This is a genomic window from Pseudomonas qingdaonensis (assembly GCF_018398475.1).
Lineage (GTDB): Bacteria > Pseudomonadota > Gammaproteobacteria > Pseudomonadales > Pseudomonadaceae > Aquipseudomonas > Aquipseudomonas palmensis.
Genome location: NZ_CP074676.1, coordinates 1,165,973 through 1,186,906, shown reverse-complemented (window position 1 = coordinate 1,186,906; position 20,934 = coordinate 1,165,973). Strand labels below are relative to the sequence as shown.

17 protein-coding genes are annotated in these 20,934 nt (G+C 65.2%); 5 read left to right on the top strand and 12 right to left on the bottom strand.

Translation table 11 applies throughout. The features are described 5' to 3' along the window. Positions 1-9 precede the first annotated feature (9 nt). Both pgl and zwf read right to left on the bottom strand, forming a co-directional pair. A complete protein-coding gene (gene pgl, locus KH389_RS05340) occupies positions 10-723 on the bottom strand; it encodes a 6-phosphogluconolactonase (RefSeq protein ID WP_213606995.1) in 714 nt (237 codons plus the stop codon). Further along, positions 710-2,176, bottom strand: a complete 1,467-nt coding sequence (gene zwf, locus KH389_RS05335) for a glucose-6-phosphate dehydrogenase (protein WP_213606994.1) — start codon at positions 2,174-2,176, stop codon at positions 710-712. Before zwf ends, pgl begins: the two co-directional genes overlap by 14 nt. A gap of 214 nt (positions 2,177-2,390) precedes the next feature. On the opposite strand from zwf, the gene hexR reads away from it, so the two are divergent. Then, on the top strand, positions 2,391-3,251 hold the full coding sequence (gene hexR, locus KH389_RS05330; RefSeq protein WP_173925072.1) for a DNA-binding transcriptional regulator HexR: 861 nt from the start codon (positions 2,391-2,393) through the stop codon (positions 3,249-3,251). Here hexR and KH389_RS05325 read toward each other — a convergent pair. The 10 genes from KH389_RS05325 to edd form a co-directional block, all read right to left on the bottom strand. Further along, the gene (locus tag KH389_RS05325) at positions 3,244-4,098 is read right to left on the bottom strand and encodes a D-hexose-6-phosphate mutarotase (protein ID WP_043860393.1); all 855 of its coding nucleotides are present in this window, start codon (positions 4,096-4,098) and stop codon (positions 3,244-3,246) included. The two genes, hexR and KH389_RS05325, sit on opposite strands and share 8 nt — an antisense overlap. A gap of 111 nt (positions 4,099-4,209) precedes the next feature. Continuing rightward, on the bottom strand, positions 4,210-5,520 hold the full coding sequence (locus KH389_RS05320) for a carbohydrate porin (protein WP_370409066.1): 1,311 nt from the start codon (positions 5,518-5,520) through the stop codon (positions 4,210-4,212). A gap of 89 nt (positions 5,521-5,609) precedes the next feature. Then, entirely contained in the window at positions 5,610-6,770 is a 1,161-nt protein-coding gene (locus KH389_RS05315; RefSeq protein WP_100633044.1) for an ABC transporter ATP-binding protein, read from the bottom strand. Positions 6,771-6,773: 3 nt separating this feature from the next. Next, on the bottom strand, positions 6,774-7,619 hold the full coding sequence (locus tag KH389_RS05310; protein ID WP_054915077.1) for a carbohydrate ABC transporter permease: 846 nt from the start codon (positions 7,617-7,619) through the stop codon (positions 6,774-6,776). Further along, positions 7,612-8,520, bottom strand: coding sequence for a carbohydrate ABC transporter permease (locus tag KH389_RS05305; protein WP_043860389.1), 909 nt, complete (start codon positions 8,518-8,520; stop codon positions 7,612-7,614). Before KH389_RS05305 ends, KH389_RS05310 begins: the two co-directional genes overlap by 8 nt. 127 nt (positions 8,521-8,647) lie before the next feature. Beyond that, on the bottom strand, positions 8,648-9,910 hold the full coding sequence (locus KH389_RS05300) for an ABC transporter substrate-binding protein (RefSeq protein ID WP_213606993.1): 1,263 nt from the start codon (positions 9,908-9,910) through the stop codon (positions 8,648-8,650). A gap of 110 nt (positions 9,911-10,020) precedes the next feature. Further along, positions 10,021-11,463 carry an ATP-binding protein gene (locus KH389_RS05295; protein ID WP_196933097.1) on the bottom strand — a complete coding sequence of 481 codons (1,443 nt, stop codon included), beginning with the start codon at positions 11,461-11,463 and terminating at the stop codon, positions 10,021-10,023. Positions 11,464-11,482: 19 nt separating this feature from the next. Continuing rightward, on the bottom strand, positions 11,483-12,238 hold the full coding sequence (locus tag KH389_RS05290; RefSeq protein WP_054915080.1) for a response regulator: 756 nt from the start codon (positions 12,236-12,238) through the stop codon (positions 11,483-11,485). 88 nt (positions 12,239-12,326) lie between these two features. Beyond that, positions 12,327-13,292, bottom strand: a complete 966-nt coding sequence (locus KH389_RS05285; protein WP_088514582.1) for a glucokinase — start codon at positions 13,290-13,292, stop codon at positions 12,327-12,329. Next, positions 13,289-15,115 carry a phosphogluconate dehydratase gene (gene edd, locus KH389_RS05280; protein WP_043860384.1) on the bottom strand — a complete coding sequence of 609 codons (1,827 nt, stop codon included), beginning with the start codon at positions 15,113-15,115 and terminating at the stop codon, positions 13,289-13,291. Before edd ends, KH389_RS05285 begins: the two co-directional genes overlap by 4 nt. A 252-nt stretch (positions 15,116-15,367) precedes the next feature. On the opposite strand from edd, the gene gap reads away from it, so the two are divergent. From gap to KH389_RS05260, 4 genes are all read left to right on the top strand, one after another. Continuing rightward, positions 15,368-16,369: a type I glyceraldehyde-3-phosphate dehydrogenase gene (gene gap, locus KH389_RS05275; RefSeq protein ID WP_043860383.1), complete on the top strand. Its 1,002-nt coding sequence runs from the start codon at positions 15,368-15,370 to the stop codon at positions 16,367-16,369. A gap of 156 nt (positions 16,370-16,525) precedes the next feature. After that, on the top strand, positions 16,526-17,044 hold the full coding sequence (locus KH389_RS05270) for an RNA polymerase sigma factor (RefSeq protein ID WP_043860382.1): 519 nt from the start codon (positions 16,526-16,528) through the stop codon (positions 17,042-17,044). Positions 17,045-17,111: 67 nt separating this feature from the next. Beyond that, complete coding sequence (locus tag KH389_RS05265) at positions 17,112-18,071, top strand: FecR family protein (protein WP_213606992.1); 960 nt, start codon at positions 17,112-17,114, stop codon at positions 18,069-18,071. A gap of 119 nt (positions 18,072-18,190) precedes the next feature. Continuing rightward, positions 18,191-20,794, top strand: coding sequence for a TonB-dependent receptor (locus KH389_RS05260; RefSeq protein ID WP_116052969.1), 2,604 nt, complete (start codon positions 18,191-18,193; stop codon positions 20,792-20,794). Positions 20,795-20,934: the final 140 nt, after the last annotated feature.

Here is a 20,934-nt window from a genome sequence, read left to right as displayed (position 1 = left end):
GTCCTTGGTTCATGGGCACCAGTAGATTTCCAGGGGGTCTTGAAGAAAGGCGCGAATCGGCATCTGCGCCGGGTCGTCACCGCCCAGCGCGGCGCGCAGGGTAGCGAGTTTGCCCGGCCCTTGCACCGACAACAGTGTCGCACCTGCACCGGCCAGCACACGCCGGGTCAGGGTCAGGCGCTGATGCGGCACGCTCGGCGCCAGCATCGGCAGTACCCGGCGCTGGCTCTGGGCCTGCAGGCCCTCGGCCAGGTTGGGGCTGCCCGGAAACAGCGAGGCGGTGTGACCGTCATCGCCCATGCCCAGCACCAGCACATCGATCGGCGGCAGTTGGGCAAGCGCCTGGTCCGCCTGCTCGGCAGCGGCTTCGAGGCTCGCGGCGGGACGGTACAGGCCGACGAACCGCGCCTTGGCCGCCTCGCCCTGCAACAGGTGCTGCGCCACCAGGCCGGCATTGCTGTCGGCATGTTCTACCGGCACCCAGCGCTCGTCCGCCAGGCTGACCACCACCCTGGACCAGTCCAGCGGCTGCCTGGCCAGGCGCTGGAAGAACGCCACCGGGCTGCGCCCGCCCGACACCACCAGGGTGGCCTGGCCGTTTTCGTCCATCGCCGTGCGCAACCGCTGCGCCACATCCACAGCGAGGCCCTCGGCCAGGCGCGCCGCATCGGCAAACTCATGTGCCGTCACGCTCACCGGCAGTTGCAGTTCAGATATCGCCATACCATGCCCTCCCATCGCGGGTAATCAGTGCTATCGAGCTCATCGGCCCCCAGGTGCCCGCCGCATACGGCTTGGGCGCATCACCGGAGTGTTTCCAGCCGGCGATCAACTGGTCGCACCATTTCCACGCATATTCGATTTCATCCTTGCGTACAAACAGGTTCTGGTTGCCGCGCATCACTTCCAGCAGCAGGCGCTCGTAGGCATCCGGAATGCGTGCGCTGTGCCAGGTATCGGAAAAATTCAGCTGCAACGGGCCGCTGCGCAGTTGCATCCCCTTGTCCAGGCCCTGCTCCTTGGTCATTACCCGCAACGAAATGCCTTCGTCCGGCTGCAGGCGGATGATCAGCTTGTTGCCGATCTGCAAACGTTGTTCCGCCGCGAAGATGTAGTGCTGCGGCTCCTTGAAATGGATGACGATCTGCGACAGTTTCTGCGGCATGCGCTTGCCGGTGCGCAGGTAGAACGGCACCCCGGCCCAGCGCCAGTTGCGGATATCGGCCCGCAGCGCGACGAAGGTTTCGGTGTCGCTCTGGGTATTGGAGTTGTCTTCCTCGAGGTAGCCGGGCACAGCCCGCCCCTCGCTGTAGCCCGCTATGTACTGGCCACGCACCACCTGGGTGCTCAGGCCCTCGCCGCTGATCGGTGCCAGTGCCTTGAGCACCTTGACCTTCTCGTCGCGAATGCTGTCGGCCGAGAGGTCGCTGGGCGGGTCCATGGCGATCAGGCACAGCAACTGCAGCAGGTGGTTCTGGATCATGTCGCGCAGTTGCCCGGCCTTGTCGAAGTAGCCCCAGCGGCCCTCGATGCCGACCTTCTCGGCCACGGTGATTTCCACGTGGGAGATGGAGTTCTGGTTCCACTGGGTTTCGAACAGGCTGTTGGCAAAGCGCAGGGCAATGAGGTTCTGCACCGTCTCCTTGCCCAGGTAATGGTCGATGCGATACACGCGGTTTTCGGGGAAGTACTGCGCCACCGCGTCATTGACCCTGCGCGACGACTCCAGGTCATGGCCGATGGGCTTTTCCAGCACCACGCGGGTGCGCTCGCTCAGGCCGACCTTGTCGAGGTTCTCGCAGATGCCGCCGTACACCGCCGCGGCGGTGGCGAAATAGGCGATCAGTGGCGCGTCGGGTTGTACCTGTTCGAGCAGCGCCGGGTAGTCCTGAGCCTGAAGAAAATCCACATGCAGGTAGCTCAGGCGCGCCATGAAGCGCTGCAGGGCCAGGGCCTCGATATCGCTGCCCACGTGCTTGTGCAGGTGCGCCTCGATCGTCGCCAGGTGCTCCTGCGGGCTGCCGGCTTCGCGGGCCAGTGCCAGCACGCGGGTCTGCTCATTCAGCAGGCCCGCGCGATCGAGCTGGTACAACGCCGGGAACAGCTTGCGCAACGCCAGGTCGCCCAGGGCGCCGAACAGGGCAAAGGTGCAGGGTTCAACGGTGATCGAAGCCATGATGTTGGTTCTTTTATCAAGTTGACGTAGAAATACCGGTTTCAATCGCAGTTTTCAAGGACTAATGTAGTAAAACTAACAACATATTGCCGTGTATACAGAATCAAGTGGTGCGCCAACCGTGCCATCAGTACGATAGGCCACCGCGTAAAAAGCCGTCTGCCCGTGGCAGCCGGCGGCCTCCCCGACCCAAGGACATACCCCCATGGACCGCGTGCGAAACCTCCTGGAGCAGATCCAGGGCCGCCTCGACGAGCTGAACAAGGCTGAGCGCAAAGTCGCCGAAGTCATCCTGGCCAACCCGCAGCAAGCCACCCGCTTCAGCATCGCGGCGCTGGCCCAGGCAGCCAAGGTCAGCGAACCCACCGTCAACCGCTTCTGCCGTTCGTTCGGCGTCAGCGGCTACCCCGAGCTCAAGCTGCAACTGGCGCAGAGCCTGGCCAGCGGCGCCGCCTATGTCAGCCGTGCGGTAGAAGCCGACGACGACCCTGCATCCTATACCCAGAAGATCTTCGGCAGCGCCATCGCCTCGCTCGACAGTGCCTGCCAGCAGCTCGACCCGCAACTGGTCAGCCGCGCCGTCGACATGCTGATCCAGGCGCGTCAGATCCACTTCTTCGGCCTGGGCGCCTCGGCCCCGGTGGCACTGGACGCACAGCACAAGTTCTTCCGCTTCAACCTCGCCGTGTCGGCGCATGCCGACGTGCTGATGCAGCGCATGCTGGCCTCGGTGGCCCATACCGGCGAGCTGTTCGTGATCATCTCCTACACCGGGCGCACCCGCGAACTGGTCGAAGTGGCGCGCCTGGCGCGGGAAAACGGCGCCTCGGTGCTCGGCCTCACCGCTGCCGACTCGCCACTGGCCAAGGCCAGCAGCCTGAGCCTGAACATCCCGCTGCCCGAAGACACCGACATCTACATGCCGATGACCTCGCGCATCATCCAGCTGACCGTGCTCGACGTGCTGGCCACCGGCATGACCCTGCGCCGTGGCGTGGACTTCCAGCCGCACCTGCGCAAGATCAAGGAAAGCCTCAACGCCAGCCGCTACCCGATCGACGACGAACTCAATTGAGCGAATGCGCCTGCAACTGCAGGTGCGCCCGCTCCCCCGGCGCCAGGCTGAGGCTGTCGCTGCTGCCACTGGCGGCCTCGACGCAGATGAAGCCCTGGGTCTCGCTGCCGCTCACGCCCATCAGCGGCCGGCTGCCTGGATGCCACACCACGGTGTCGTCGCTGTCGCCGGTATCGATGCACAGCTGACGCTGCCAGGCCGGGTCGTTGACCTGCAGGGTCGCAGCATTCTGGAACACCCGCTGACAGCCGCCCTGCACTTTCAAGGCGCCCTTCTGCTGGCATGCCTGACGCCTCAGATGATCGTACCCCCTCGCATTCTCGAGCCCAGATAGCGCTATCTCGGAAACGTCACTAATACGCCAGTAGGCCAGCAGAGCATGACTCAACTGGCACGGCAGGCTGTCCTGGTGCTCGGTGCTCAGTTGCAACTGCATGCGCTGGCCCAGGTTGGCCACCAGGTCGACCTGCCAGTCGCACAGTTGCAGGCGCCACGTGAGGGTCACACCCTCGTCGCTTTCGCTGCTGTCGATCAGTTTCCAGTCGAGCAGGCGCGCCCAGCCGTGGGCCGGCCACATGTCTTCACTGGGGTGACGGCCGTACCAGGGCCAACACACCGGCACACCGCCACGAATGGCGCCGACCTGCGGCCACTGCGCCGCGCACCACAGCCACGGGCGTTCGCCACGGGGCTGGAAGTGCAGCAGTTGCGCGCCCTGGCGACTGAACACCGCCTGGCACTGGGGGTGATCGATGATCAGCACGTCGCGCTGCTGGTAACGCTCCCACTCGAAGGTCGGTCGCGGCCGCTGCGAGGTGAAGAAGCGTTGAAGCGGGTGCTCGGACATGTTTCGGGACTCTTGTTGTTAGGGGGGCCTGTTCGCCGGCAACGCCGGCTCCTACAGAAGTCGACCTTGCCGGCAAAACGCCGAATTGGCGTAAATTTACAACATATCCCCTCAGAACGACGACTGAATCTTCAGCCCGGCGACGACCGCGTTGTCCACCTCGCTCACCCCGCCCGGGTGACGGATGTACTGAAGGTTGGGGCGCACGGTCAGCCAGTTGGTCACGTGCACGCCGTAGTACAGCTCGGCGTTGTACTCGGTACGCTGGATCGGCACGAAGCCCATGTCGTTGTAGTCATCGATACCGCTGACCCCATTGAGCTGCTGCGCACGCTTCTTCACGTCATCGTTGACATGAATGCGCGCCACGCCGAAGCCGATGTCGTCCTTGGGCCGCGAATCGAAGGCGCCCTTGTACACCATGCCCACCTGCTGGTAGTTGTCGACCACGTTGGTGGCCTTGTCGTGCACGGTAAAGTTGGCGAACAGGCTCAGGCCGCGATTGGCATCGCCGTTGTGCGCAGTAACCTGCTGCTGCGCCACCACCCACCAGCCATGCTTGCTCGAATGCGACTTGGGGTCTGCGCCAGTCAGGCCCTGGGGTTGGCCATTGACGTCCTCGTAGATGTCATCGGCCTTGGCAGTGCTGTAGTAGTAACCCAGGCGGTACTCGCCGGGCAGGCCGTTGACCCTGGGGGCCCACACCAGCTCCACCGGCAGGATCATGCCCTTGGTGCCGCTGCCGCTGAGCTTGAAGCCATTGCCCGTCTCAAGGTTCGAAGGGTTCTGCTCGAACACCCCGACCTGGGCGAAGAACTCCGGCGTGAGGTTGTATTTGGCGCGCAACGCCCACTGGCTGACCGGCCAGTTGTACCAGATGCTGCCCACCCAGTTGCCCACCTGCGAGCCGCAGAAGGCCAGGTTCTGGAAATCGCAGGGGAAGCTGTTGAACTCCTCGCCCGGGCCGAAGCGCCCCGCCTTGAGGTCGAGCTTGCCGTCGAAGTAGGTCTGCTTGACCCACATCTGGGTCAGGCGCCAGGTCTGCCCGCGGCCCCACACCTCCTGCACCGAGCTGAACTGCCCGGCCCGAGGGTCGCTGATGCGGTCGTTGGACAGGTTGCGCCCGCTGCGCTCGGTGATCGCCAGCTTGAACTCGGCGTCGTGCCAACCCAGGATCTTCTCCAGGTCCATCTTCACACCCAGGGCGAACTGGTCGCTGTAGCGCGCCGTCTTGTCGTTGTTGTAGCCACCCTTCAGGTTGCCGGCAACCTCACCCACGTAATCCAGCGAAAAATCGTAGCCCTTGTCCAGCAACTCGGTGCGTGTGCCGCCCCAGTCGCCACTCATCCACTTCGACTCCGGGTCGAAGGCGCCGGCAGCGTGCGCCCCGCAACTGACCCCGAAGGCCGCCAGCAGGGTCATGCAGCCCCGCGGCAAAACACGTTTGAAATGATCCATCCCCTGTGTCCTCGTCTTATTGTTTTCGATGGTGTCCATGCTTTACAACGAATTCAGCGGCCCCTGAATTGGGCAATGTTGTCGGTGCCGACCGTATCGACCGGTGCACGCCCGCGCCCCAGCCGTTCGCCCGTTTCTGCATCGAACAGCAGCACCCGCGCAGGATCGAACTGCAAGCTCAGGCTTTCGCCGACCTGCGGCGCGAACTCCGGTGCCAGTCGGCAGCACACCTTGGTCTGGTTGAGGGTCACGAACACCAGGGTGTCCGGCCCGGTCGGCTCGGTGACCTGCACCTGGGCGCGAATGCTCGGCAGGCCATTGCCTTCGACCGCCGCCAGGCTGATCTGCTCCGGGCGAATGCCCAGGATCACCTCGCGCGCCTCCAGCCCCGCCTCGCCGATGCCCAGTGGTAGCTCGCAGCGCCCCTGGCCGCTGTCGAGCAGGGCCAGCAGGCGACCCTCCTGGCGTTGCAGGCGCAAGGGTATGAAGTTCATCGGCGGCGAGCCGATGAAACTCGCCACGAACAGGTTGGCCGGGTCGTTGTAGATCTGCTGCGGGGTGCCGAACTGCTGGATCAGCCCATCCTTCATCACCGCCACCTTGTCGCCCAGGGTCATGGCCTCGATCTGGTCGTGGGTCACGTACACCGTGGTGGTCTTCAGGCGCTGGTGCATCAGCTTGATCTCGGTGCGCATCTCCACCCGCAGCTTGGCGTCGAGGTTGGACAGCGGCTCGTCGAACAGGTAGATCCTGGGCCGACGCGCCAGCGCCCGGCCCATGGCCACGCGCTGCTGCTGCCCACCGGACAGCTGGCCGGGCTTGCGCCCCAGCAGGTGCTCGATCTGCAGCAGCTTGGCCACCCGCGCCACCTCCTCGTCGATGGCCGCCGGGGTCATCTTGCGAATCTTCAGGCCGAAGGCGATGTTGTCGCGCACGTTCATGGTCGGGTACAGCGCATACGACTGGAACACCATGGCGATGTCGCGATCCTTGGGGCTCATGCCACTGATGTCGGCGTCGTCCACCAGAATCGCCCCGCCGCTGATCTGCTCCAGCCCCGCGATGCAGTTCATGAGGGTGGATTTGCCGCAGCCCGAAGGGCCCACCAGGATCAGGAACTCGCCCGAGCCGATCTTCAGCTCGATGTTCTTCAGCGTGTCCGGCAGGCCGCTGCCGTAGGTCTTGTTGACGTTGCGCAATTCAAGCGTTGCCATGTTCTACCCCTTGACCGCGCCGGCGGTGAGCCCACGCAGGAAATACTTGCCAGCCAGCACATAGACCAACAGGGTCGGTAACCCGGCGATCATCGCCGCCGCCATGTCGACGTTGTATTCCTTGGCCCCGGTGCTGGTGTTGACCAGGTTGTTGAGGGCCACGGTGATCGGTTGCGCGTCGCCACTGGCGAACACCACGCCGAACAGAAAGTCGTTCCAGATCTGGGTGAACTGCCAGATCAGGCACACCATGATGATCGGGATCGACATGGGCAGCAGGATGCGCCCGAAGATGGTGAAGAACCCCGCGCCATCCAGCCGCGCCGCCTGCACCAGGGCCTGGGGCACGCTGGTGTAGTAGTTGCGGAAAAACAGCGTGGTGAAGGCCAGGCCGTACACGATGTGCACCAGCACCAGGCCGGTGGTGGTACTGGCCAGGCCCAGCTTGCCGAGGGTGAACGAGGCCGGCAGCAGCACCGTCTGGAACGGCAGGAAGCAGCCGAACAGCAGCAGCCCGAAGAACAGCTGCGAGCCGCGAAAGCGCCACATCGACAGCACGTAGCCGTTGAGCGCTCCCACCAAGGTGGAGATCAGCACCGCCGGCACGGTGATCTTCACCGAGTTCCAGAAATAACCGCCCACCGCGTCCCAGGCCTTCACCCAGCCGATGCCGGTGATCACCTCGGGCCAGCTCAGCAGGTTGCCGGTGCGGATGTCGTCGGGGCTCTTGAAGCTGGTCAGCAGCATCACGATCAGCGGCACCAGGTACACCAGGCAGGCCGCGATCAGGGTGGCGTAGACCGCCAGGCGGCTCAGGCTCGGTCGACGAGCAGCAAGTGAATTACTCATGGCGCTTGCTCCTGAGTTCCGAATACAGGTACGGCACCAGGATCGCCAGGATCGCACCCAGCATCAGGATCGCGCTGGCCGAGCCCATGCCCATCTGGCCGCGGCTGAAGGTGAACGAATACATGAACATCGCCGGCAGGTCCGAAGCGTAGCCCGGGCCACCGGCGGTCATTGCCGCCACCAGGTCGAAGCTCTTGATCGCGATGTGCGCCAGGATCATCAATGCACTGAAGAACACCGGGCGCAGGCTGGGCAGCACGATGCGCAGGTAGATGGTCGGCAGGCTCGCGCCATCGACCTGGGCGGCGCGGATGATCGACGGGTCGACCCCGCGCAGCCCGGCCAGAAACAGCGCCATGACGAACCCCGAGGCCTGCCACACGGCAGCAATCACCAGGCAGTACACCACGCGGTCGGGGTCGACCAGCCAGTCCAGGCGAAAGCCTTCCCAGCCCCAGTCGCGCAGCATCTTGTCCAGGCCAAGGCCGGGGTTGAGCAGCCATTTCCAGGCGGTGCCGGTGACGATCATCGACAGCGCCATGGGGTACAGGTAGACGGTGCGGATAAAGCCTTCGCGGCGGATACGCTGGTCGAGCAGCACCGCCAGCAGCACGCCGACCACCAGGCTGATGCCGATGAACATGCCGCCGAACAGCAGCAGGTTCTTGCTGGCGACCCACCAGCGGTCGTTGTCCATCAGGCGGGCGTACTGGGCCAGGCCCACCCACTTGTAGCTGGGCATGAAGCTTGAATTGGTGAATGACAGGACGAAGGTCCACAGGATGTAGCCGTAGAAGCCCACCAGCACGATCAGCATGCTCGGCGCCAGTACCAGTCGGGGCAGCCAGCGTTGCAATGCGTCGAGGGGTGAGGCCTTGTTGAGGACGGCGATAGTGCTCATCGGAAGGTTCTCGCTTGGAGGTGCGGTGCTGCGCACCGCTTCGCCGGCAAGGCCGGCTCCTACACAGGCAGCGGCGCGGCTCCTGTAGGAGCCGGCCTTGCCGGCGAAGGGGCCCGCGCCTACACCATCATTTAGCCGACTTGATCGCCGAATCCAGCTGCTTGACCGCCTTGGCCGGGTCGGCCTTCGGGTCGTTGAGGAAGTTGGTCACCACATCGAAGATGGCGCCCTGCACCGCCAGGCTGGTGGCCATGTTGTGCGCCATGCTCGGTTGCAGGCCATCGCCCTGCTCGGCCGCCTTGAAGTCCGCGGCGGACTTTTGCGTGCAGGCATCGAACGGGCCCATGTCCATGTCCTGGCGTACCGGCAGCGACCCCTTGTTCTGGTTGAACACGGTCTGGAACGCCGGCTCCAGCGCCACCTTGGCCAGGTCGTTCTGGGCCTTGATGTCGTTCTCGTCCTTGAGCCTGAACATCACCAGCGAGTCGATGTTGTAGGCAAAGCTGCCCTGGGTACCGGGGAACGCCACGCACTCGTAGTCCTTGCCGGCGATCTTGCCCGCAGCGGTCCATTCGCTCTTGGCCCAGTCGCCCATGATCTGCATGCCGGCCTTGCCGTTGATGACCTCGGCGGCCGCAACGTTCCAGTCACGCCCGGCACGGTTGGGGTCCATGTAGGTGCCCAGGCGCTGCAAGGTGCTGAACGCCTTGATCATCTGCGCACCGGTCAGGGTCTTTTCATCCAGTTCGACAAAGGCTGCGTGGTAGCCCTTGGGCCCGAGAATGCTCAGCACCACGCCCTCGAACACGGTACTGTCCTGCCACGGCTGGCCGCCGTGGGCCAGGGGCACGAAGCCGGCAGCCTTGAGCTTGTCGGCGGCGGCGAACAGTTCGTCCAGGGTGGTCGGCACCTTGGCCCCGGCCTTGGCGAACACCTGCGGGTTGATCCACAGCCAGTTGACCCGGTGGATGTTCACCGGCACGGCCACGTAATGACCGTCGTACTTCATGATGTCGGCAACCTTTCTGGGCAGCAGCGCGTCCCAGTCGTTGGCCTTGGCCACATCGTCCAGGTTGGTCAGCAGGCCCAGCGCACCCCAGTCCTGGATGTCCGGGCCCTTGACCTGGGCAGCGGCTGGCGGGTTGCCGGCCACCGCGCGGCTCTTGAGCACGGTCATGGCGGCCGCGCCGCCGCCCCCGGCCACGGCGTTGTCCTTCCACACAAAGCCGTCCTGTTCGATCTGCTTGCGCAGCGTGTCCACGGCCGCCTTCTCGCCACCGGACGTCCACCAGTGGGTCACCTCGACCGTGCCGGGCTCGGCAGCCAGGGCGCTCAATGGCAACAGGGAAGCAAGGGAAACAACGGCGGCGAGGCGATTGATCGCATTCATCAAGGGAAACCTTTCTTGTTGTTATGCCGGTGCAAGTCATGCTGCTTGCGCGTGAATCGAAGTCTAGCCACCCCCTGGGGCGGCAGAAGTAACGAAGGGATGCGCGAATGTCACCGACCTGTGACATTCACCCGCTGGCCCGCACTGCGCGGCAGGCTCAGGGTGACCCGCAGGCCGCCTTCGCGCAGGTTGCGCAGGCTCACCTCGCCGCCGTGGCTGTGGGCGATGTTGCGCGCAATGCCCAGCCCCAGCCCGTAGCCCTGCTGCTGGCCGGCCAGGCGCACATGTGGCTCGAACACCTGTTCCTGGCGCTGCTCCGGCACGCCGGGGCCCTCGTCGTCCACCTGCAGCACGAAGCCGGTGGCACTGTCGATGATGCGCAGGTGCGCACGCTCGCCGTACTTGAGCGCGTTGTCGATCAGGTTGCCGATGCAGCGCTTGAGCGCCAGCGGCTTGCCCGGATACGCCGCCAGCGCCCTGCCCTGCACGGTGACGCGCGCACTGGCCAGGTAGGGTTCCACCAGGCAGTCGAGCACCTGGTTGAGGTCGATGGGTTCGATGTTCTCGTGGATGTCGGTGTCCTTCACGCACTGCAGGGCGCCCTTGACCAGCAGCTCCAGCTCGTCCAGGTCACGGCCGAACTTGTGTTGCAGCTGTTCATCCTCCAGCAGCTCGACGCGCAGGCGCAGGCGCGTGATCGGCGTGCGCAGGTCGTGGGAGATCGCGCTGAACAATTGGCTGCGCTCGGTCAGGTAGCGGCTGATGCGTTCGCGCATGGCATTGAAGGCGCGCCCCACCTCCACCACTTCGCTGCCGCCGCCCTCCACCTCCGGCGGCGCGTCGGCGCCCAGCGACAGCTCCCGCGCCGCGCGTGCCAGGCGCTTGAGCGGACGGGTCTGCCAATGCACCAGCAGGCCGATGAACAGCAGCAGAAAGAAACTGGTCAGTGCGATGAACCCCACCTGCTGGCGCGGCAGGCCCTCGGCCTCGAGGCTGGTGTAGGGCTCGGGCAGCAGCGAGGCGATGTACAGCCATTCGCCCTCGCCCAGGCGGATCTGGGTCACCAGCACCGGCGGGTTGACCGGCTCCAGGGTCAGCGAGTAGTGCGCCCAGGAGCGCGGCAGTTCATCGAGCTTGAGCCCGCTGTTGAACAGACGCAGTTGCTCGGGGCCGACGAACTCCACCGAGATTTCCATCTGCTCGCCCAGGCGCTCGTGCAGTACCTGCTCGAACGCCTCGATCACCGCCTGCTTGCGCGGGGTCACCGGCAGCACCTGCATGTCCAGCGGCCGGTCGTTGAGCGACACCACGAAGCGCGTGCCCCCCATGCTGCGCAGCTGGTCCAGCACCAGCGGCCGGTAGGCCAGCGGCAGCGAACGAAAGTAACTGACGCTGGCGGTCATCGAATGCGCCAGGCTGCGCGCGCTGGCCAGCAGCCCTTCGAGCTGGCTGGCGCGCAACTGCGACACCCAGATCACGCTGGACAACCCCTGGGCCGCCGTCACCACCAGCAGGGTCAGCAGCAGCATGCGCCCCAGCAGCGAGCGTGGCAGCGGCAGACGCCAGCGCCGCTCAGTGCGCGGGCGCAACACTGGCCGCCAGCAGGTAGCCGCTGCCGCGCACGGTGCGGATCAGTCGCGGAGGTTTTTCGGTATCGCGCAGGCGCTGGCGCAGGCGGCTGACCGCCATGTCGACGATACGGTCCAGCGGCATCGGCTCGCGACCACGGGTGGCATTGCCGATGGTGTCGCGGTCGAGGATCTGTTGCGGGTGGTCGAGGAACAGCTTGAGCAGGGCGAAATCGGCGCCAGACAGGATCACCTCTTCGCCGTCGCGGTGGAACAGGCGGTGGCTGACCGTATCCAGGCGCCACTCGTCGAAGGTCAGCACGTCACCGCCGGGGCGTTCATGCATGAAGCCGGCGCGGCGCAGCAGGGCCTTGATGCGGGCTTGTAGCTCGCGGGGGCTGAAGGGTTTGCCCAGGTAATCGTCGGCGCCCAGTTCCAGGCCGATGACGCGATCGGTTTCGTCGGAACTGGCGGTGAGCATGATGATCGGCACCCGCGCCTGACGCGGATGCTGTCGCACCCAGCGGCACAGGCTGAAACCGTCTTCGTCGGGCAGCATCACATCGAGGATCACCAGGTCGGCGCCGTGTGTGTCCAGGGCCTGGCGAAAACCCTGGCCATCGGCCTGGGCCTGCACCTGGAAGCCGCATTTGCTCAGGTAGGCCTGCAGCAGTTCACGGATGTCCTGGTCGTCATCGACCAGCAGAATCGACTTGGTCACGGTTGTTGTCCTTGTCAGTGCATTCCTTGGCGGCCCCATCGCGGGTCAAGCCCGCTCCCACAGGTACGGCATCGAACCTGGTGGGAGCGGGCTTGACCCGCGACAGGGACCGGCCAGTCACTCCAACTCAGGCGTGCTGGGCCAGTGCCTGCTGCAACGCCACTCCCGCCCCTTCCAACCCGGAATACTCCGCCGTCACCAGCCACACCGGCACCCCTTCAAGGTAGGCGCTCATGCAGCCCTTGTCGGCAAAACTCGCGGCAAAGCCGCTGCGCAGGAACAGCTCGGCAAAGCGCGGAATCACCCCGCCTACGATGAACACCCCGCCACGCCCGCCCAGGGTCAGCACATTGTTGCCGGCCACCCGCCCCAGAAAACGGCAGAACTGCTCGATCACCTCCAGCGCCACCGGGTCGTCGTGCAACGCCGCGTCGGTGATCTGGGCCGGCGTGCCCAGCGTGGGGGCATGCCCGTCCAGTGCACAGATGGCGTGGTACAGGCGCAGCAGCCCGCCGCCACTGAGCACGGTTTCGGCGCTGACGTGGCCGGTGTCCAGCGCGATCGCCTGGCGAATCGCAGCCTCGCGCGCACTGCCCACCGGCAGGTCGACATGCCCGCCCTCACCCGGCAGCGCCAGCCAGCGCTGCTCGCCCAGGCCAAGCAAGGTCCCGACACCCAGGCCGGTACCCGGCCCGATCACCACCGCCGGACGGGTGGTGTCCGGGGTGCCGGCGCACACATTGCGCACTTCATCCGGCTGCAGGCGGGTCATGCCCAGCGCCATGGCGGTGAAGTCGTTGATCAGCAGCAGGTGCTCGACCTGCAGGTTGGCGCAGAATGCCTTGCGGCTCAGGCGCCAATGGCTGTTGGTGAAACGAAATTCATCGCCGCTGACCGGCCCGGCCACCGCCAGGCACACCGCCGCCACCTCGCCCTTGGCCAGGCCCTGCGCGGCCAGGTACACGCCGATGGCCTGCTCGGGGCTGGTGTAGTCAGCCGTGGGGAACACCTGCACCGCGTGCAGCGCGTTGTCGCGCCACAACGCGAAGCGGGCATTGGTGCCGCCTATGTCACCGACCAGCGCGACCTTCATTTGAAGTTCTCCAGGGCCGAGGTGAAGGCGCTGGCGCCCTGCTCGGCCGAGCTCAGCGCCACGCGCAGGAAGCCGAACAGCTCGCGCCCGCAGCCCAGGTCATTGCCCAGCGGCGCTGCCGGCAGCTCGCGAGCGGCCAGTTCGGCCGGCTCGACGCGCACCTGCAAGGTGCCGGCCACGCCGTCCACGCGCACGATGTCGCCATCGCGCACCCGCGCCAGCGGGCCGCCATCGAACGCTTCCGGGCACACATGAATGGCCGCCGGAATCTTGCCCGAAGCCCCCGACATGCGCCCGTCGGTTACCAACGCGACCTTGAAGCCGCGGTCCTGCAGCACACCCAGGAACGGGGTCATCTTGTGCAGTTCGGGCATGCCGTTGCAGCGCGGGCCCTGGAAGCGCACCACGGCGACGAAATCGCGCTCCAGCTCGCCGGCCTTGAATGCATCGGCCAGTTCCTGCTGATCGTGGAACACCCGCGCCGGGGCTTCGACCACCTGGTGCTCGGCCGCCACCGCAGACACCTTCATCACCCCACGGCCAAGGTTGCCTTGCATCACCCGCAGGCCGCCCTCGGCGGAGAACGGGTTGGCCACCGGACGCAGGATGCTTTCGTCAAGGCTGGCCTCGGGGCCTTCGCGCCACACCAGCCTGCCGTTGTCCAGGAACGGCTCCTGGGTATAACGGCGCAGGCCGGGGCCGGCCACGGTGTTCACGTCCTCGTGCAGCAACCCGGCATCGAGCAGCTCGCGGATCAGGAAGGCCATGCCGCCCGCCGCCTGGAAGTGGTTGATGTCGGCCTTGCCGTTGGGGTACACGTGCGACAGCGTTGGCACCACCTCGGACAGGTCGGCCATGTCCTGCCAGGTCAGCTGGATGCCGGCCGCCTGGGCAATCGCCGGCATGTGCAGGGTATGGTTGGTGGAGCCGCCGGTGGCGTGCAGCGCGACGATGGAGTTGACCAGCGACTTCTCGTCGACGATCTCGCCCAGCGGCATGAAGTTGCCACTGGCCCTGGTCAGGCGCGTGACCTGCTGCGCGGCCTCTACGGTGAGCGCATCGCGCAGCGGCGTGTACGGGTTGACGAACGAGGCACCGGGCAGGTGCAGGCCCATCACTTCCATCAGCAACTGGTTGGTATTGGCCGTGCCGTAGAAGGTGCAGGTACCGGGGCTGTGGTAGGACTTCATTTCCGACTCCAGCAGCTCTTCGCGACTGGCCTTGCCCTCGGCGTAGCGCTGGCGCACGTCGGCCTTTTCCTTGTTGGAGATACCCGAGGGCATCGGCCCGCCCGGCACGAACAGCTGGGGCAGATGGCCAAAGCGCAGCGCCCCCATCAACAGGCCCGGCACGATCTTGTCGCAGATACCCAGCAGCAGCGCCGCGTCGAACATGTTGTGCGACAGCGCAATCGCGGTGGACATGGCGATCACTTCACGGCTGGCGATGCCCAGCTCCATGCCCGGTTCACCCTGGGTGACGCCGTCGCACATGGCCGGCACCCCGCCGGCAAACTGGCCCACCGAGCCGATTTCGCGCAGCGCCTGCTTGATCTGCTGGGGGAAGTGCTCGTAGGGCTGGTGCGCCGAGAGCATGTCGTTGTAGGCCGAGACGATGGCGACGTTGGCCGCGTTCATCATGCGCAGGCTGTGCTTGTCGTCGCTGCCGCAGCCGGCCACGCCATGGGCGAAGTTGGCGCATTGCAGCTTGGCGCGCATCGGGCCGTCGCTGGCCGCCCCGCGAATCAACTGAAGGTAGCGCTCGCGTGTAGGACGGCTACGGGCGATCAGCCGTTCGGTGACCTCAAGAATGCGCGGATGCATGTACTGGACTCCAGGCTAAGGGGCAGCAACCTCTGCGGCGGTTTCCCTTACAAACGATTGCGACCTAGGCTCAAGGCAGGGGCGCGAATGTCGATGGGTAACGGCTTGGCCGGTCACTCGTTGTAGATTGAACAAAATACTGCCAGCAAAAAGGCTTGTTTTCTATTTTTTTACGAATAATCTTGTAATTCCAACAACAAAATCAGATTCAGGCTCTTTCCGGGGCTCAGACAGTCTGCCAGAGGTAGCTCCATGACATTACGTATCGCAATCAATGGTTTTGGCCGCATCGGCCGCAACATTCTTCGCGCACTGTATACCCAAGGCTACCGTCAGGACCTGCAGGTCGTCGCCATCAACGACCTGGGCGACAGCTCGATCAATGCGCACCTGCTCAAGTACGACAGCGTGCACGGGGCATTCGATGCACAGGTTCACAGCGATGGCGAGAGCATCACGGTCAACGGCGACCGAATTGCCGTCAGCGCGATTCGCAACCCCGCCGAGCTGCCGTGGCAGGCGCTGGGTGTGGACGTGGTGTTCGAATGCACGGGCCTGTTCACCGAGCGCACCCGGGCCGCGGCCCATCTTACTGCCGGGGCACGCAAAGTCATCATCTCGGCCCCCGGCAAGGGCGTGGACGCAACGGTGGTGTACGGGGTCAACCACGACATCCTGCGCCCCTCGCACCAGATCATCTCCAGTGCTTCGTGCACCACCAACTGCCTGGCGCCGGTGGCGCAGGTACTGCACCGCGAACTGGGCATCGAACAGGGCCTGATGACCACCATCCATGCCTACACCAACGACCAGAGCCTGACCGACGTGTACCACAGCGACCCGTACCGGGCGCGGGCGGCCACCCAGTCGATGATCCCGAGCAAGACCGGCGCAGCCGAGGCCGTGGGCCTGGTGTTGCCGGAACTGGCCGGCAAGCTGACCGGCATGGCCGTGCGGGTGCCGGTGATCAACGTGTCGCTGGTGGACCTGACCCTGAACGTGACACGCGAGGCCAGCGTGGAAGAGGTCAATGCGCTGATGAAAGAGGCCAGCCAGCACTCGAAGATCCTCGGTTACAACACCCTGCCGCTGGTGTCGTGCGACTTCAACCACAACCCGCTTTCGTCGATCTTCGACGCCAATCACACCAAGGTGGCCGGCAAGATGCTCAAGGTGATGGCCTGGTACGACAACGAATGGGGCTTTTCCAACCGCATGCTGGACAACTGCCTGGCGCTATGGGAGGCGCGATAGTCTCAAGCCGCAAGCTTCAGGCGGCAGGCAAGCCGGGGGCAAGCCTGCTTTTCCTCCTGCCGCCTGGCACTAAAAGCTTGCCGCTGCTTTTCCCCCTTGACCAACAGCATTGATGATAAGCATTATCATTCGCTGAAATCCCGGTCAGGTATCGCTGTGAGTCAGTCCCACTTCAACGCCGTCTTCCTCGCCCAGCGGGTCACCCTGCTACGCACCCTGCAGCGCATGGTCGACAACCCCAGCACCGCCGAAGACCTGCTTCAGGAAACCTACCTGCGCGTCACCCGCGCCCTGGGCGAACGCCCCATCGAGCACCTCGAACCCTTCGTGTTCCAGACCGCCCGCAACCTCGCCCTGGACCACCTGCGCGCCCGCCGCGTGCAAGCCCGCACCCTGCTCGACGATGTGCCCGAGGCGGTGCTGCACAACGTGGCCGCCAGCCACGGCAGCGCCGAGGACGCCACCCACGCGGAGCAGTTGCTGCGCCGCCTGAGCACCTCGCTGGGCGAGCTCAGCGCCCGCCAGCAGCGCATCTTCATCCTCAGCCGATTGCACGGCGCCAGCTATCTGGAAATCGCCGAACAACTGAAGGTGTCCGCCAGCACGGTTCAGAAGGAACTGAAACTGATCATGGCCATCTGTGTAGGCGTAGCCGATCGTCTCAATCGCGATTGAGCCTGCTTGCCTCACATGCCGATACACTTGATCATTACCTGATACACAAGCATGCCAAGGACCCTCCGTGACCGACAGTGCCCCTGACCGCCCTGCGCCGCCAGTTCCGGCTGCCTGCGACAGCGCCATGGACCAGGCGCTGGACTGGCTGATACGCCTGCAATGCGCCACGCCCGAAGACACCCGGGCCTTCGAGGCCTGGCTCGAGGCCGACCCGGCCAATGCCCCGGCCTACGTGCAGGCCGAAGCCCTGTGGCACGGCGACAGCGTGCGCGCCGCCGCGCTGCAGCTGCAGCAACGTCAGCGCCCCTCACGCCTGGCCCGCCTGCGCCCGCACTGGAAGCCGCTGGCCACCGCCGCGGTGCTGCTGGTGGGTGTGTTCACGGTCGGCAACCTGCCCATGCGCCTGCAGGCCGATCACCTGACCGTGGTCGGCGAGCGCCAGCGCCTGGAACTGCAGGACGGCTCCAAGGTACTGCTCAATACCAATTCGGCGTTCTCCAGCAACATCAACGACCGCCAGCGCATCGCCCGGCTGTACCAGGGCGAAGCTTACTTCCAGGTCCCCGGCGGGCAGCAGCCCTTCGAGCTGCGCGCCGGGCCGTTGCGCGCCAGCGTGCGCGACACCGATTTCGCCGTGCGCTACCTCGACGGCCAGGCACAGGTGCGGGTGCAGCGCGGCGACGTCGACCTGCTGGGCAACAGCGACCAGCGCATCCGCCTGTCGGCCGGCGACAGCATCAGCCTCGGCCCCAACGGTTTCAGCCAGCGCGAGCGCCTGGACGGGCAAAAGGACCTGGCCTGGATCGAGGGCCGGCTGGTGTTCGAGAACTGCCCCCTGAGCCAGGTGCTGGCCGAGTTGGGGCGCTACTACCCGGGCTGGATCATCAACACCAGCGAGCGCCTGCAGAACGTCGCCGTCACCGGCAACTACCGCCTCGACCAACCCCTCGAAGCGGTGCGCTCGCTGGCCCACATCACCTCCGCACGCCTGCAGGAGTACCCGGCGCTGGTGATTCTGAACTGAATCGGAATCTTTTTTTACGCGATGCCCCGTGGTCACACGTCTCGTTATAGCCAATGCAACTGATTCTTATTTTTGAATCGGCCGCACCTATAACATTCGCGCGACAGGGAGCGCTTTCGATGTCCAGAGGTTTCACTCGCCGGTCTACCGTCTCCACCCGCACAGCGGGCCTGCAACGTTGCACGCTGTCGCTGCTGACCCTGGCCATGCTGGCCGGCGGCGTCTGCAGCCTGCCGGCGCTGGCCGCCGAGCCCGCCCAGGCAGCCAACCCGCGCATGGGTGACTACCGCTTCGCCATTGCCCAGCAGCCGCTGGTGTCGGCGCTCAACGCGTTTACCGCCGTCACCGGCTGGCAGGTGGGGTTGTCCGCCGAGCTGGCCGAAGGTGTCGCCTCGCCAGGCGTGCGCGGCTCGATGCCGCCCGAGCAGGCCCTGCGCCAGATGCTCGCCGGCACCCAGCTGAACTACCGCAAGCTCAGTGCCGGCAATGTGGTGATCGAGCGCGCCGCCTCCAATGCCATCACCCTGCAGCAGGTGACCGTCAGCGCCACCCGTACCGCGCAGGACGTGAACCAGGTGCCAAGCACGGTGAGCGTGCAGACCCGCGAGCAGCTGGACAGCAGCAACGTCAACACCATCAAGGACCTGGTGCGCTACGAGCCAGGTGTCTCGGTCAGCGGCGTCGGCCAGCGCAGCGGCCTCAACGGCTACAACATCCGCGGCATCGATGGCGAGCGCGTACTGACCCAGATCGATGGCGTGTCGATCCCCGACAGCTACTTCTACGGCCCCTACGCCCAGACCCAGCGCAACTACGTCGACCCCGAGATCGTCAAGCGCGTGGAGATCCTGCGCGGCCCGGCCTCGGTGCTGTACGGCAGCAACGCCATCGGCGGCGCGGTCAGCTACTTCACCCTCGACCCGGACGACATCATCAAGCCGGGCAAGGACGTGGGTGCACGCCTCAAGGCCGGCTACAGCTCGGCCGACGAGAGCTGGCTGACCTCGGCCACCGTGGCCGGGCGCGAGGGCGATTTCGACGGCCTGCTGCACCTGAGCCAGCGCAACGGCCACGAGACCGAGTCCTACGGCAGCCACAGCGGCGATGGCCTGGCGCGCACCGAGGCCAACCCGCAGGATGCGCGCACCACAAACGTGCTGGCCAAGCTGGGCTGGAACTACGCCGACGACGCGCGGCTGGGCCTGACCTACGAGCGCTACAAGGATGATCGCGATACCAACCAACTGAGCGCAGTGGGTGGGCCGTTCATTCCCGGCTTTGGTGCCTCCAACTCCTACCGCGTACGTACCGGCAACGACACCGTCACCCGCGAGCGATTTGCCATCAACCACGAATTTGCCCTGGGCAGCCTACTGGCCGACAACATGAAGTGGAGCCTGAACTACCAGATCGGCAAGACCGACCAGCGCACCGAAGAGGTGTATGCGGCCAGAGGGCGCGAGGTGTTCCGTGATCGCCAGACCCTCTACCAGGACCGTCAGTGGGTACTCGACGCCCAGCTCGACAAAGCCTTCAGCCTTGGCGATACCGAACACCTGCTGACCTACGGCACCACGCTCAAGCAGCAGAAGGTCACCGGTTCGCGCAGCGGCACGGCAACCTGTCTGAATGTGGGCGGTACCTGCCGCGCCGTTGGCGATGCCAGCCCTGGGGACGCCCAGGTCAAGGTCAGCGACTTCCCGGACCCGACCATCAACACATACAGCCTGTTCGCCCAGGACGAGATCCGCTGGAACGACTGGACTTTCCTGCCGGGTGCACGCTATGACTACACCCGCCTCAAGCCCGACATGACCGACGAGTACCTCGGTGCACTGGGCAGCGCCAACAGCGTCAATGACGCCGAGAAGAAATGGCACCGCGTCTCGCCCAAGCTGGGTGTGACCTACGCCTTCAACGACAACTACACCTGGTACGGGCAATACGCTGAAGGCTTCCGCACGCCGACGGCCAAGTCGCTGTATGGTCGCTTCGTGAACCTGGCAGGCGGGTATACCGTGGAGCCGAACCCGAACCTGGAGCCGGAAAAGAGCAAAAGCTACGAAACCGGCCTGCGCGGCAACTTCGATGCGGGGCACTTCGATGTGGCGGTGTTCTATAACAAGTACCGCGACTTCATCAACGAAGACGCCGTGCAGTCGTCCGACCTGGGCAACACCTTCGCCGCCAACAACATCAAGCACGCGACCATCAAGGGCGTCGAGTTCAAGGGCCGCCTGAGCCTGGCGCCTTTTGGCGCGCCAGAGGGCCTGTATGCTCAGACCTCCCTGGCCTATGCCAATGGCCGCAACGACGACACCGGCCAACCGCTCAACAGCGTCAACCCGCTGACCGGGGTGTTCGGCCTGGGCTACGAACAACGCGACTACGGCACCCTGCTCAGTTGGACCGTGGTCAAGCGCAAGAACCGCGTCGATGACACCAACTTCTTCGCCCCCGACGGCAGCAGCGGCCGCTTCCGCACCCCGGGCTACGGCACGCTGGATCTGAGCGGGTTCTACAAGGTTACAGACGACATCACCATCAATGCCGGGGTGTACAACCTTGCCGACAAGAAGTACTGGCAATGGGATGACGTGCGCAGCTACGCCACCGTGGGCAAGGATGGCCTGGGTGAAGCGGCGGTTACCCAGCCGGCCAATCTGGACCGCCTGACCGCACCGGGGCGCAACTTCGCCATCAACCTGGTGTGGGATATCTAGACGCTACGCCGGCAAGGCCGGCTCCCACAGGGAGCTGGCCTGCCGGCGAATGGCCCGCAACCTTTTTTACTATTTCCACGCCCCTCATTCGTCTAGTTACTAACGTCTAGTCACCCGCTCACCATTTCCCAAGGATGCCC

What these genes read in the sequence shown, in the direction of transcription:
- pgl (WP_213606995.1), bottom strand. Translation starts at nt 723, where the DNA reads ATGGCGATATCTGAACTGCAACTGCCGGTGAGCGTGACGGCACATGAG.
- zwf (WP_213606994.1), bottom strand. Translation starts at nt 2,176, where the DNA reads ATGGCTTCGATCACCGTTGAACCCTGCACCTTTGCCCTGTTCGGCGCC.
- KH389_RS05325 (WP_043860393.1), bottom strand. Translation starts at nt 4,098, where the DNA reads ATGTCCGAGCACCCGCTTCAACGCTTCTTCACCTCGCAGCGGCCGCGA.
- KH389_RS05320 (WP_370409066.1), bottom strand. Translation starts at nt 5,520, where the DNA reads ATGACCCTGCTGGCGGCCTTCGGGGTCAGTTGCGGGGCGCACGCTGCC.
- KH389_RS05315 (WP_100633044.1), bottom strand. Translation starts at nt 6,770, where the DNA reads ATGGCAACGCTTGAATTGCGCAACGTCAACAAGACCTACGGCAGCGGC.
- KH389_RS05310 (WP_054915077.1), bottom strand. Translation starts at nt 7,619, where the DNA reads ATGAGTAATTCACTTGCTGCTCGTCGACCGAGCCTGAGCCGCCTGGCG.
- KH389_RS05305 (WP_043860389.1), bottom strand. Translation starts at nt 8,520, where the DNA reads ATGAGCACTATCGCCGTCCTCAACAAGGCCTCACCCCTCGACGCATTG.
- KH389_RS05300 (WP_213606993.1), bottom strand. Translation starts at nt 9,910, where the DNA reads ATGAATGCGATCAATCGCCTCGCCGCCGTTGTTTCCCTTGCTTCCCTG.
- KH389_RS05290 (WP_054915080.1), bottom strand. Translation starts at nt 12,238, where the DNA reads ATGGGGCCGCCAAGGAATGCACTGACAAGGACAACAACCGTGACCAAG.
- KH389_RS05285 (WP_088514582.1), bottom strand. Translation starts at nt 13,292, where the DNA reads ATGAAGGTCGCGCTGGTCGGTGACATAGGCGGCACCAATGCCCGCTTC.
- edd (WP_043860384.1), bottom strand. Translation starts at nt 15,115, where the DNA reads ATGCATCCGCGCATTCTTGAGGTCACCGAACGGCTGATCGCCCGTAGC.
- gap (WP_043860383.1), top strand. Translation starts at nt 15,368, where the DNA reads ATGACATTACGTATCGCAATCAATGGTTTTGGCCGCATCGGCCGCAAC.
- KH389_RS05260 (WP_116052969.1), top strand. Translation starts at nt 18,191, where the DNA reads ATGTCCAGAGGTTTCACTCGCCGGTCTACCGTCTCCACCCGCACAGCG.